This is a genomic window from Fluviicola sp., from assembly GCF_030151805.1.
GTDB lineage: Bacteria > Bacteroidota > Bacteroidia > Flavobacteriales_D > Crocinitomicaceae > Fluviicola.
Map to the genome: position 1 here is coordinate 1 of NZ_JASLCN010000214.1, position 11,922 is coordinate 11,922.

General features: G+C 41.9%; 13 protein-coding genes. 5 read left to right on the top strand and 8 right to left on the bottom strand.

Annotated elements, in window-relative coordinates; translation table 11 throughout:
- Nucleotides 1-20: 20 nt before the first annotated feature.
- The 3 genes from Q1V93_RS08040 to Q1V93_RS08050 are packed head-to-tail and all read left to right on the top strand — an operon-like array spanning nucleotide 21 to nucleotide 2,671.
- Nucleotides 21-332 (top strand): hypothetical protein, encoded by a 312-nt coding sequence (locus Q1V93_RS08040; protein WP_300663571.1) that lies wholly within the window; start codon nucleotides 21-23, stop codon nucleotides 330-332.
- Complete coding sequence (lpxB, locus tag Q1V93_RS08045) at nucleotides 332-1,447, top strand: lipid-A-disaccharide synthase (protein WP_300663573.1); 1,116 nt, start codon at nucleotides 332-334, stop codon at nucleotides 1,445-1,447. The genes Q1V93_RS08040 and lpxB overlap by 1 nt, the downstream gene beginning before the upstream one ends.
- A 42-nt stretch (nucleotides 1,448-1,489) precedes the next feature.
- Nucleotides 1,490-2,671, top strand: coding sequence for a SpoIID/LytB domain-containing protein (locus tag Q1V93_RS08050; protein WP_300663575.1), 1,182 nt, complete (start codon nucleotides 1,490-1,492; stop codon nucleotides 2,669-2,671).
- A gap of 80 nt (nucleotides 2,672-2,751) precedes the next feature.
- Here the strand turns inward: Q1V93_RS08050 and Q1V93_RS08055 are convergent, their stop codons facing one another.
- The 5 genes from Q1V93_RS08055 to Q1V93_RS08075 form a co-directional block, all read right to left on the bottom strand.
- Complete coding sequence (locus Q1V93_RS08055; RefSeq protein WP_300663577.1) at nucleotides 2,752-3,036, bottom strand: hypothetical protein; 285 nt, start codon at nucleotides 3,034-3,036, stop codon at nucleotides 2,752-2,754.
- A gap of 146 nt (nucleotides 3,037-3,182) precedes the next feature.
- Nucleotides 3,183-3,905, bottom strand: a complete 723-nt coding sequence (locus tag Q1V93_RS08060; protein ID WP_300663579.1) for a hypothetical protein — start codon at nucleotides 3,903-3,905, stop codon at nucleotides 3,183-3,185.
- Between the two features lie 186 nt (nucleotides 3,906-4,091).
- Complete coding sequence (scpA, locus tag Q1V93_RS08065) at nucleotides 4,092-6,227, bottom strand: methylmalonyl-CoA mutase (RefSeq protein WP_300663581.1); 2,136 nt, start codon at nucleotides 6,225-6,227, stop codon at nucleotides 4,092-4,094.
- Nucleotides 6,224-7,543 (bottom strand): methylmalonyl-CoA mutase family protein, encoded by a 1,320-nt coding sequence (locus Q1V93_RS08070; RefSeq protein WP_300663583.1) that lies wholly within the window; start codon nucleotides 7,541-7,543, stop codon nucleotides 6,224-6,226. Before Q1V93_RS08070 ends, scpA begins: the two co-directional genes overlap by 4 nt.
- An 11-nt stretch (nucleotides 7,544-7,554) precedes the next feature.
- The gene (locus Q1V93_RS08075; RefSeq protein WP_300663585.1) at nucleotides 7,555-8,310 is read right to left on the bottom strand and encodes a hypothetical protein; all 756 of its coding nucleotides are present in this window, start codon (nucleotides 8,308-8,310) and stop codon (nucleotides 7,555-7,557) included.
- Nucleotides 8,311-8,534: 224 nt separating this feature from the next.
- Here Q1V93_RS08075 and Q1V93_RS08080 point away from each other — a divergent pair, with 224 nt between their 5' ends.
- Both Q1V93_RS08080 and Q1V93_RS08085 read left to right on the top strand, forming a co-directional pair.
- Entirely contained in the window at nucleotides 8,535-8,717 is a 183-nt protein-coding gene (locus tag Q1V93_RS08080; RefSeq protein WP_300663587.1) for a hypothetical protein, read from the top strand.
- Between the two features lie 138 nt (nucleotides 8,718-8,855).
- Nucleotides 8,856-9,104: a hypothetical protein gene (locus tag Q1V93_RS08085; RefSeq protein ID WP_300663589.1), complete on the top strand. Its 249-nt coding sequence runs from the start codon at nucleotides 8,856-8,858 to the stop codon at nucleotides 9,102-9,104.
- Nucleotides 9,105-9,164: 60 nt separating this feature from the next.
- Here Q1V93_RS08085 and Q1V93_RS08090 read toward each other — a convergent pair whose 3' ends face one another.
- The 3 genes from Q1V93_RS08090 to Q1V93_RS08100 form a co-directional block, all read right to left on the bottom strand.
- Complete coding sequence (locus Q1V93_RS08090; protein WP_300663591.1) at nucleotides 9,165-9,614, bottom strand: DUF1569 domain-containing protein; 450 nt, start codon at nucleotides 9,612-9,614, stop codon at nucleotides 9,165-9,167.
- A gap of 1 nt (nucleotide 9,615) precedes the next feature.
- Entirely contained in the window at nucleotides 9,616-10,530 is a 915-nt protein-coding gene (locus tag Q1V93_RS08095) for a diacylglycerol kinase family protein (RefSeq protein WP_300663593.1), read from the bottom strand.
- On the bottom strand, nucleotides 10,527-11,922 hold a 1,396-nt coding region (locus Q1V93_RS08100), incomplete at its 5' end, for an LTA synthase family protein (protein ID WP_300663595.1). The genes Q1V93_RS08095 and Q1V93_RS08100, both read right to left, overlap by 4 nt.

Below are 11,922 nucleotides of genomic sequence, written 5' to 3' on the forward strand. Positions count from 1 at the left end.
ATTTAAAAAAGCTATTTTAAATGAAACGAAAATTCACCTGGAATGTACGGGTAACGGTCGGAACGGCGATCGGGGCAATCTCTCCGCTTATCATTGTTCCATTAACAATATTGGTTATAGCCTGGGCGCGAAATTTTTACTTCTCTGTATTGTGGAGTAAATTTTTCAGTGATCCGGCTGTTATGAGCAAATTTATTTCGCTCTCCATTATTCCGAATCTCGTTTGGTTCTATTTTTTTCTAAATAGAGAACGCTATGACCTGGCACGTGGAATCATCATTGGTTCGGCCTTGCACCTTCCATTCATTTTATACGTCAATTTTCTGCGTTAATGGGGAAGAAACTCTATATCATTTCGGGAGAAGCTTCCGGAGATCTGCACGGATCAAATGTCATGAAAGAACTGTTGGCCCAGGAACCGGATTTAAACATTCGTTTTTGGGGAGGCGATAAAATGCAGGCTGTTGGCGGAACAATGGCGAAACACATCCGCGATCTGGCTTTCATGGGTTTTGTGGAAGTATTGAAAAACCTTCCTACCATCCTGAGAAACATCCGTTTTTGCAAAGAAGATATTCTGAAATTCAAACCGGATGCTTTGCTGCTGATTGATTATCCGGGCTTCAATATGCGCATTGCGGAATGGGCGAAAAAGAACAACATCAAAGTGTATTATTACATATCTCCGACGGTTTGGGCCTGGAAAGAAAACCGGGTGCATAAAATTCGGAGAGATGTGTTCAAACTGTTCTGTATTCTGCCTTTTGAGGTTGATTTTTACAAGAAATACAAGTACGATATAGAATACGTCGGGCATCCCTTGCTGGATGAAATCGAACAATATCAGTCGCAGCCGAAACAGGAACTCGTTATTTCCTCCAATTCGGAAAATAAACCGATTATTGCCATGCTTCCCGGTTCGCGCAAGCAGGAATTGAGAACCAAACTACCGATCATGCTTCCTTTGGTGGATCTGTTTCCGCAATACCATTTTGTCATTGCAGGAGCACCGAACATGGATATTTCCGTGTACAAAGAACTGATCGGAGATAAAAAAGTCGATATTGTTTACGGAAAAACCTATCCTTTGCTGCAACAATCGGAAGCAGCTGTGGTGACGTCCGGAACGGCTACTTTGGAAACAGGATTATTCGAAATTCCGGAAGTGGTGTGTTACATCGGAAATGCGATTTCGTACCAAATTGCAAAACGATTGGTCAAAGTGAAATACATTTCGTTGGTGAACCTCATTTTGGATAAGGAAGCGGTTGCAGAACTGATTCAAAATGACTGCACGACAGAAAATCTTGCCAAAGAACTTTCGCTTATTGTAAAAGGCGGAAAGAAGCGCGAACAGATACTGGAAGGCTACTCAAAATTAAAGATGATGCTTGGAAAAGGAGGCGCTTCGAAAAAAGTTGCACAATCCTTGTTGAAAACTATTTGAGTCCGAGCCGATTTCCATTTGGTACGGAACTAATTTTGTAGGATGTTGCGCTTGCTTGTGCTCATAGGGTTTATTTTTCCGGTTCTTGCATTTTCCCAACAAATGCGGATTGGTGTTTTGCGCGATTATTCCGTTCAGCGAATCGTTTTCGCGTATTCTGACGGGAGTTACAATGTTTTTGGAGATACAACCCTTTATGCAACCTTGCTTCCAAGTGAATTTGCCGATTTGTCCGTAACAACCGGAAACAAAATTTCACTCAAAATCGGGGTGAAAGAAGTGGCGGTGGTTTCGAAAGTGGTATTGGTCGCAACGAAACTCAATCAATCATTGGTTTATTCAACTAAAACACCCACAACGAAAGAACGGAAATACAAGGACGATGTGGAGATTATCGCTCAAAACGGTGCTTTAACCATCGTGAACCTGGTCGATATCAATAATTACCTGAGCGGAGTCGTTGAATCGGAAGGCGGGGGCGGAAGAGAAATCGAATATTACAAAGTTCAGGCTTTGATGAGCCGGACTTATGCGTTGAAATATAAAACCCGCCATCAGAAAGAAGGTTTTGATCTTTGCGACAGAACGCATTGCCAGGCGTATCACAATCAATTGCGTTTGAATCCGACGATTGATACCGCTGTTTTAAAAACAGAAGGAATGGTCATGGTGGATGAGAACAATCAACTGGTAGATGCGTATTTTCACGCCAATTGCGGCGGACAAACTTCTGAGCCGGATTACGTTTGGAATAACAAGATTCCATATCTGAGTACCTTCAAGGACACATTTTGCATTTATACCAAACAAGCTGTTTGGGAAAAACGCATTCCTCAAACCGAATGGCTGGAATACCTGGTTACGACCTTTCATTACCCGGTGAATGATTCGGTTCTGGGACCAATGATTTATACGTTTAATCAGCCCGATCGTTATGCTTTTTACCAATACCCGTGGCTGGGAATTCCCCTGAGAGATATTCGGGAGCATTTTAAGCTGAAATCCACTTTTTTCAATTGTTATCCGGAAGGAACCGATGTCGTTTTGCGTGGAAGAGGTTACGGACATGGAGTAGGATTATGCCAGGAAGGAGCTATGAAAATGGCGAAATACGGATTCAGCTACGTGCAGATTGCCTTGTATTATTTTCCGGGAGTAAGAGTGGTAAATTACGTCGAGCAGCAATATTTCAATCAGCGCCCTAAGATTGCGGAAATAGACTAGCGGTTATAATTGAAAATGTAAAATTGAGAATTGAAAAGGAGACTTGCTAATTTTTCACTTTTACATTCTCCATTTTCAATTTATTTATAGGTGATCACAAAAATATCTTCGTCGTCTTTCTTGAACATTTTATCTTCTCTGGCCAGCTTTTCCAGGTAAGACAAGTCTTTGATCTGCGAAAGAATATACTTGGTTTCTTTCAGTTTCAGTTTCATTTCCGATTGGGTAGAACGCAAAGTCGAAAGCTTTTTATTTTGATTCACAATGGTAAAAATATCCACTTCGTCGAGGAACAAATTGTACACCATGAAAATGGTCATTGCCAGGATGTATTTATTCTTAAAGATGAGCAGATACTTCTTCATGAGCTAAAGATAGGAACTTCTGTTTCATGATTTTCGAAGGGAACGGAAGAGATATCCTCTCGCGAATGTTAATAGCAGGTTTGGATGAGTCAAAAAAAAGACCCTGATGATGTGTCAGAGTCTTCGTTTATTTTGTCTTCTATTCGTTAGTTGACGATTTCGTCGTATTTCGTTTTGAAATCTTCGTTTCCTTCGTACCATTGAGCTACCTTACTCATCACAGCTTTTGCTTTATCAACTTGCTTGCTGGAAATGTAGCACTCAGCCGTCTGGATAACTCCCATCATCAACAGGTCTTTTTCCGCTTTCGACCAGGAATCAATATCACTTACAGATTTCAACAACGTTTCCGCTTCTTTCCATGCGGTATTCGCGCCTCCTTTGTCCGAATTGCGGTATTTACAAACTCCGTCCAGGTATTTTGCTCCGATACTGGTCATGTTGATTTTGAAGTATTTCAAGACCCATGTTGCAGCTTTTTTGTAATCCGGAACTTCGATTTCATTTCGGATCATTTCCACCAAACTGTTCTTGAATTCATCAAAGAACTCCGCATATTCAGTCTGAACATCACCCGATTTATCGTATTTGATACTCTTGCCCACTTCGCCGATTGCCTCTTTGTAAGCGTTTTTATACTTTTCGTCGGCTGATCCGCTCAAAGAAACTTTATACAGACCGCGAGCCATCCACATGTGCGGAAGCGCGTCGCTTTTCGTTTTATCACTTAAAACATATTTTTCCGATGCACGAACTAACTTTTCGTAATCACCGTCTGCATATAGAATCCGTAAATCATTATATTCCGGTGCTTGGGCAACAAGTAATTTCGTAGTAAGTAGAGCACCAATTAGAACAAGCTTTCTCATAATATTTAATTTCGTTGAAAGGATAAAACCAATAACTATGCCGAATGTACGAAAACTTTAAATAAAAGTTTCGTTACAGATTTACAAAATCCCCTTTATTATTCCCTTGATATCGAATTGCTTGAAAAATGTTTCAGAATTAACGTATTTGATTCTGAAAGAATTCCGAATTTTGATCATTCGGAATTAATCTTCTGCACTTTCAATCAACAAATCCAGAATCTTCTGTGCAGCTTTCGAAATTTTTGTTCCCGGACCAAACACTCCGAATACTCCGGCGTTGTATAAGAAATCATAATCCTGGGCTGGAATAACTCCGCCAGCAACAACCATGATATCCGGTCTTCCCAATAATCTCAGTTCTTCAATGACTTGCGGAACCAAGGTTTTATGCCCGGCTGCAAGAGATGAAACTCCCAATACATGCACGTCGTTTTCCACTGCTTGTTTTGCAGCTTCTTTCGGCGTTTGGAACAGAGGTCCTATATCCACATCAAAACCGATATCGGCAAAGGATGTTGCAATGACTTTCGCGCCGCGATCGTGTCCGTCCTGACCCATTTTGGCAATCATGATCCGTGGTCTTCTTCCTTCCAGTTTGGCAAATGTTTCTACCAAAGCTTTGGCTTGTTCAAAATCTTTATCACTCATACTTTCCGCTGAATAAACACCGCTGATTGAACGGATTGTTGCCTGATGTCTTCCGAAAGTTGCTTCCATTGCCTGGGAAATTTCTCCTAAAGAAGCTCTTTCACGTGCACATTCTACTGCGATTTCCAATAAGTTTCCTGTTCCGTTTTTTGCTGCTTCAGCCAATTTATCCAAAGCTGCTTTTACACGTTCCGGATTCCGTGTTTCACGCAATACCCTTAGGCGCTCCAATTGGGATTCGCGCACTTTGGTATTGTCTACCTCCAGGATGTCGATTGCATCTTCTTTTTCCAGTTGATAGCGGTTTACACCTACAATAATATCTTTCCCTGCATCAATACGTGCCTGCTTGCGCGCTGCAGCTTCTTCGATCCGCATTTTCGGAATTCCGGTTTCGATGGCTTTCGCCATTCCGCCCAGTTCTTCTACCTCAAGAATCAGTTTCCACGCTTCATCGACCAATTCCTGGGTCAGTTTTTCAACATAATAACTTCCTCCCCAGGGATCAATAATATCTGTCATTCCGGTTTCCTGCTGCAGGTAAATTTGCGTATTACGCGCAATTCGTGCAGAGAAATCGGTTGGTAAAGCGATAGCTTCATCGAGTGCGTTGGTATGTAAGGATTGTGTTCCTCCGAAACCTGCCGCCATTGCTTCGATACACGTTCTCGCTACGTTATTGAACGGATCCTGTTCGGTCAAACTCCATCCGGAAGTTTGGCAATGCGTGCGTAAAGCAAGCGACTTTTCATTTTTCGGGTTGAACTGAGAAACCAATTTTGCCCAAAGGAGTCGTCCTGCGCGCATTTTGGCGATTTCCATGAAGTGATTCATCCCGATGGCCCAAAAGAAGCTCAAACGAGGTGCAAAGATGTCTACATCCATTCCTGCGTTGATTCCCGCTCTCAGGTATTCCAAACCGTCAGCTAAGGTGTAAGCCAATTCGATGCTGGCAGTTGCTCCTGCTTCCTGCATGTGGTAGCCCGAAATAGAAATGGAGTTGAATCGCGGCATTTTTTCCGCGGTATAAGCAAAAATATCCGCAATGATCTTCATCGACGGTACGGGAGGGTAGATATACGTATTCCGGACCATGAATTCTTTCAGAATGTCATTTTGAATCGTTCCGGAAAGTTCTTCCTGTTTCACGCCTTGTTCTTCTGCCGCAACGATGTAGAATGCCATGATCGGGAGAACGGCCCCGTTCATCGTCATCGAAACCGACATTTCATTCAAGGGAATCTGATCGAAAAGAATCTTCATATCCAGAATGGAGTCAATGGCAACACCGGCTTTTCCTACGTCGCCAACCACGCGCTCGTGATCCGAATCGTAACCGCGGTGAGTCGCTAAGTCGAATGCAACGGAAAGTCCTTTCTGACCAGCTGCCAGGTTTCTGCGGTAAAAAGCATTGGATTCTTCTGCTGTTGAGAACCCTGCATATTGCCGGATTGTCCATGGGCGAATGGCATACATCGAACCATACGGACCTCTTAAAAACGGAGCCTTTCCGCTGATAAAACCTAAATGCTCAACAGATTTCAGGTCGTCTGCGTTGTAATAAGCAGACAACTCAATCTTTTCAGGAGTTGTGAAAGTACCCTTCTCTGCAGATCCGGTTAAAGTATCGGAATGGAATGATACGTTTTCAAATGATTTGCGGATACTCATACGATTTCTTCTAAAATTAGCGGATTCAAATTATTCCAGCATGCGGGAATAGCTGTCCAGTTAGTGTTTATTTGTTCCGGGTTCGGAAAGATGTTGATCCCGATTCGTTTTTCAGTTTTTTCTTTGACCTCGTTGCCGCGCATCCCTGCTTTTTCTTCAATTTCGGAGCTCAGTGTTTTTCGTACTTCCGGATCTGAGATTCCACCGTTTCGTTCGATCCATTGGAATGAACTCCAGGCGCGTTCGGCAATTGTTTCAGTCAATGAATCCAAAGCGTAGGAACCTCCGGCCGGATCGGCCACAATTTGCAGATATGATTCCTCTTTGAGAAGCAAGGAAATATTCGTTGCCATTCTTCGGGTGAAAACGGTATTTGGTTTCTGAGAATACCAATCGTAAGGCTGAATATTCAAATGTTGAATTCCACCCAAAACTGCCGACATGGCTTCTGTTGTCTGACGCAATAAATTGGTATACGGATCTTTCAGACTCACATTCACAAAAGTGGTGCGTGCAGTAATGGTTGCTGCAAGTGAACACGTATGTTTCGGATTATATGCCTGAACGATTTTTGCCCAGCAGGTTCTGAATGCTCTGATCTTCGACAGTTCGAAAAAGTATTTACTCCCGATTCCGAACGTAAAGTGAATATTTGCTGCTGCTGTATCAGGATCAATTCCCAAATCGAGTTGTTTGACCAGAATGTCGTGTCCTTCAGCAAGTGCAATGCTCAATTCCTGCCAGGTTGTTCCTCCTGCTTGTTGCACGGAAGAAGCATCGATTTGGAAAAGTTTAACGTTGGGCTTGCTGAAAGCTGCTGCTTTTCCAAGTAATGTTTCGTTGTGTTGGTATTCGATCAGTACGGATGCATCTTTTGTAAATTCCAGGAAGCTGCTGATCTGCTCTACCGATCTTGCACGAAAAGTTGTATGAATGAAAGAAAGGCCCACTTCCTGAAGCAGGATTTCAAAATTGATTGCTTCGTTACTGCCGGCTTCCAGAATCAAATGATCCGTTCCCGACATCAATGCCGAAATAATTTCCAGGTTGGATGTTTTTTCATCCGTGATACGAAAACTGGTTGCAATCGTCCAATCGTTATTCTTTGGTTGGATTCCCCTGGTATAAGGAGCTAGTCCGGGATCTGAGAACGCATTTTGCTGATCTTCCCGGTGAAAATAACTGGGAAAAGTAATTTCTTCAACCCGGTTGAATTTGTTTAATGTATCGATTGATTCACCCTTTAATTCCTTTTTGAGAATAGCAATCCATTCTTCTTTGGAACTTGTTTGGAAGGATGAGAATAAATCATTCATGCTTGACTGTTTTAAGTATCTAATTGATCTTTATTTTGAATTGCGGGACTTTTGTCACCGATTTTCAGAAGGACATAAACTGCTGTTGAAAGCATGGAAATGAATACCGGCGCTACAATGATTCCGATTACCGGAATTTTGATCATCAGCGTAAAAATTGCTCCGGTGATCAGCATGTAGCTCATTTTAGAGAAACCAAGTCCCCAGCTTTTAAAGAAGTTCAATCCGTAGCGCTCCATGCTGTAGTCATAGAATGAAAATCCTACGAAGAATGAAGCAATCAGGAAGAACATCGCTTCACCGATGAAATCCGGTAAAATCCAGGAAAATATCCACCAAACGGCAAGGAAAATGTATTCTAGTAATAAAGCGCTGATAACGATCAGGATCATTCTCAGGAAATCATTCATGAGACGAATGAAGTCGAATTTGTATTCTCTTCCTGTCAGATAACTGTCGAATTTCTCAGAAAGGATGCAGTTTACAGGTGATAAAACGACCAGGATTACAAATTTGTAAAACTCCGATACAATCAGGTCGAAAATACTGAAAACACCGTCTGCCAACCATGAAATTGCGGTTCCGACCAACGGAATATCATCGCCCATGTGTGCAATAGCCATCATGCGTCTGGCCTGAAATTGAAAATAGAGGTAGATTAATCCTACAATTAATCCTGGTATAAAGTAGAGCAAAAACTTTCCTTTGAATAAAGCTCCGACTACTTGTTCTATACCTGTCCAATGATGTTTAAAGGCTTGAACCATGAATTTGTCGTTTCGAATTCAAATATACAAAGAGTTCAAAGTATTTGAGCGGAAAACTTACCGAACCTTTTTTGCCAATTCGCCAATTTGCCAAATGGCAACCAATTACCCTGGTATCTTTTCAAAACGCGCGTAATTTAACCCTTTTTACCTTTTTAAACGTGTACATTTTAATATATTTGGACTTGGCATATAAATTGTAAAACACATAAATAAAAAGAATTATGAAAAATTTAGCATTGATCTTCGTCGCTTTGATGGGAACGGCAGTTGTTTCTCATGCACAGGATGGAACGAAACAAACAGATCCGAAAAAGACGGAAACGAAACGAAGAACACCTGTGAAGCAGAAAACGATCAAAGTAGAAGAACGCAAAAAAGAAGAGAAAATCCAGAAAGCGAATTAATATAAAGTCCTCCACCCGGAGGACTTTTCTTTTTTAGAAACTTTAATAAACTTTATGTAGAATGTTTTGTCTGCTTATTTGGTGGATTCGGAGCGAATAATTAAATTGTGTACTTCAAAACAATAAATTATAATCGCTATGAAAAAGTTAGTATTGATTTTAGTCGCTGTAATGGGAACTGTTGTTGTATCCTATGCGCAAGAAGGAGCAAAAAAACAGGAGCCTCAAAAGAAAACAGAAACCAAAAAGGCAGAGCCTAAGAAAGAGGAGAAAAAAGAACCTGCTAAAACAGGAGAGAAAGCCAAAGCAGAAACAAAAACAACCACCACAACCGGTACAAAGCCGAAAACAGAACCGAAAAAAGAGCCTGCTAAAAAGGTGAATTAAATAGAAAAGCCCTTCCGTCAACCGATAGAAGGGCTTTTTGTTATGTGTTCTTCATTCCGTTTACAGGATTCCGAATTGCGTGAAATGATGCGTCAAATGCTTTTTGTGCAGCAAATCCCATTGTTCGTAATTCAAAGGACCGTAAAAAGCGTGAACTGTTTTCAGTTCCGGATTTTCAGCAAACAATTCCTGAAATTCCAGGTAAACCTCTACAAATTCATCAATTGCCAGTTCCAGTTCTTCATGTCGAAGCGGAGTACCAGCTTTTGCAAACGGAACCTCCATGTTTTTGGCCATGGGTTTGTCTGTGTATAAAAATGCTACCATCCGATCCACTTTCTCTTCGGGGATCAGCAGCACCTGCGGATTTTCACCTGTTGCAATGCGTAAAGTGTCCGTTAAATGTTCAACCATTCGTTGAGCAGACATTTGACCCCATTCGGGCTTAGTTTCTGGTGTTAACTTGTTCAAATGAGCCAACACGGATTCCAAATCAGTTTCAATAAACATATTATTCTGCTTTAGGGTTTTCTTTTATGAGTTCCAGGTATCCTTTACCGCATAAAACGGAAAGACTCGACGGAACGATTTCAATATTTATTTCTTTGCGCACATCGAATGGTTCACCGTCGTAATGTGCAAGCTGAACATCCAGTGTAATACGTGCTTTCTGGAACGGGATGATTTTGATGTATCGCGACCCTTCGATCTTCTTGAAGAAAAACCGTCCGATAACTCCCATCGTTCGCCACCAGGAAAATTTACTGAGTAAAACCAGCTCCATCTGCCCGTCAGTGACATTGGATTTGGGCGAAATACAAAAACCGTTTCCGAATTCGGACGAATTTGCAATGGAACACAGCAGGAAATTTCCTTTGATGGTTTGGTCTGCCAGTTGAATTTTCATTTTGGGCGGCTTGTACGAAAAGTATTCCTCGTAAACCAATTGTGTATATCCCCAGAATCCGCGGATGTGATACTCGTCGAAACGCTTGGCGATAAAAGCATCAAAACCGTAACCGCCAACTCCTAGAAAAGGTTTGTCGTTTGCAAGTCCCGTATCCATCCGGATGCTGTTGAGTTCGTTGATGTTTTGAATAGCCAGGGGCGTTTTTAATGGAATTTTCAAATGCCTTGCAAGACCATTTCCCGATCCGGTGGGAATAATTGCCAGGTGACATTTGGTTCCGATGAGTGCAGTTCCCACTTCGTGAACAGATCCGTCGCCGCCAACCGCGCAAACAATGTCAATTCCTTCTTGTGCCGATTCCATCGCGATGGACTTGGCGTGCTGCTTGTATTGAGTAATCGCAATATCATAATCAAACAGGTCGTGATTCAAATGCTCCTCAATCATCTGAGGAACTTTTGCTTTTTTCACACCACCTGAAATCGGGTTAATTATGAAACGAATTCTCTTTTTCATCGAACAACCGTCTGATTATGGATTAAATCATGATTATATCTTTGGATGATGGCTTTCAAGCGCTTTGCCATTTTTTCAGCCTCTTCTTTTTTTGAAGGTAAGAGATTTTGAGGATTTTCAGTGCGAATCGTAAAATTTACCAGGCTTCGGATTTTGTCATTGGAGTAAACCAGCAGTTTATCTCCCCGGAAATAGTAGTAAGCGCCTTCCAGATAGGTAATGGCTTCCCGTGGTTCTTTCGAGAAATAACTGTTCCCGATGCTGTAATATTTGGTTTTGATATTCACTAAATCCAATACGGTCGGCATGATGTCTGCCTGCTGAAAGATTGCCTTTTCGCGTTTTCGCGGCAATTTCCCGCTCGGATCATAAAAAGCAATCGGAATGCGGTACATTTCCGTCCGCTGATTATACAATTCGCTATTGCTTGATGGTGTATGATCTGCAACAATCACAAACAAGGTCTTTTTGAACCATGGTTCTTTTTCAGCCTGTTCGAAAAACTTGCGCAAACTGATGTCACCGTAATGAATGCTTTTGGCAATCGGGTGAGAACCCTTTTTGACAACCGAACGCCATTTTTCAGGAACAAAATACGGGTGGTGCGAAGACAGCGTAAACAAGTTTGCCATGAACGGCGCCTTCATTTTGGTTAATTGTCTGGCAGTCCATGGATTGAAATATTCATCCAGTATTCCCCAGGTTTTGTCAAAATGCTTGTCGTTGTTGTATTCGAAGCGACCGAAATATTCCTGGTAACCCAGTTGGGAAGCAAAACTGTTGAAACGCATAGAACCGTTTGTTGCTCCGTGATAGAATCCGGTGCTGTATCCGTGTTTCTTCAGAATTCCCGGTAAACTCTCAATTTGATTGTTGCAATAAGCCGAAGAAATATACGGGTTATCCATCAACGTGGGCATTGAAGCCGAAATAGTCGGAACTGCCTCAATAGACTTTTTCCCGTTTGAAATACCGTATTCGAAATACCAGCTTTTATCCAAAAGAGAATCCAGGAAAGGAGTGAAGGAAGTGGCATGATTGAACTTCCCAACCCATTCGTTTCCGAAACTTTCCAGCATAATAATCATCACATTGGTTCCGTCGGGCAAAATATGCTGCGGTTCACTGATTCTGACCGGGTTGAATAATTGATCGGCTTCTTTTTCCGGGAAATAATGTTGCTCCGTCAGATCATCTTTTCCAATGGACTTGAGCAATGTAAAAGCGGAATTCAGAACCAGTGCCGAGTTTTCAGGTTGGGTATAAAGCGTTGCGTCAATAGAAGAAATAGGACGCAGACCCATTCCGCCGCGACCGATCAATACGAAAAGCGGAATGATCACAAAAAAGGCAATGAGTTCCTTTCTCAGGGAAGGAGTACCTGGTTTTTTC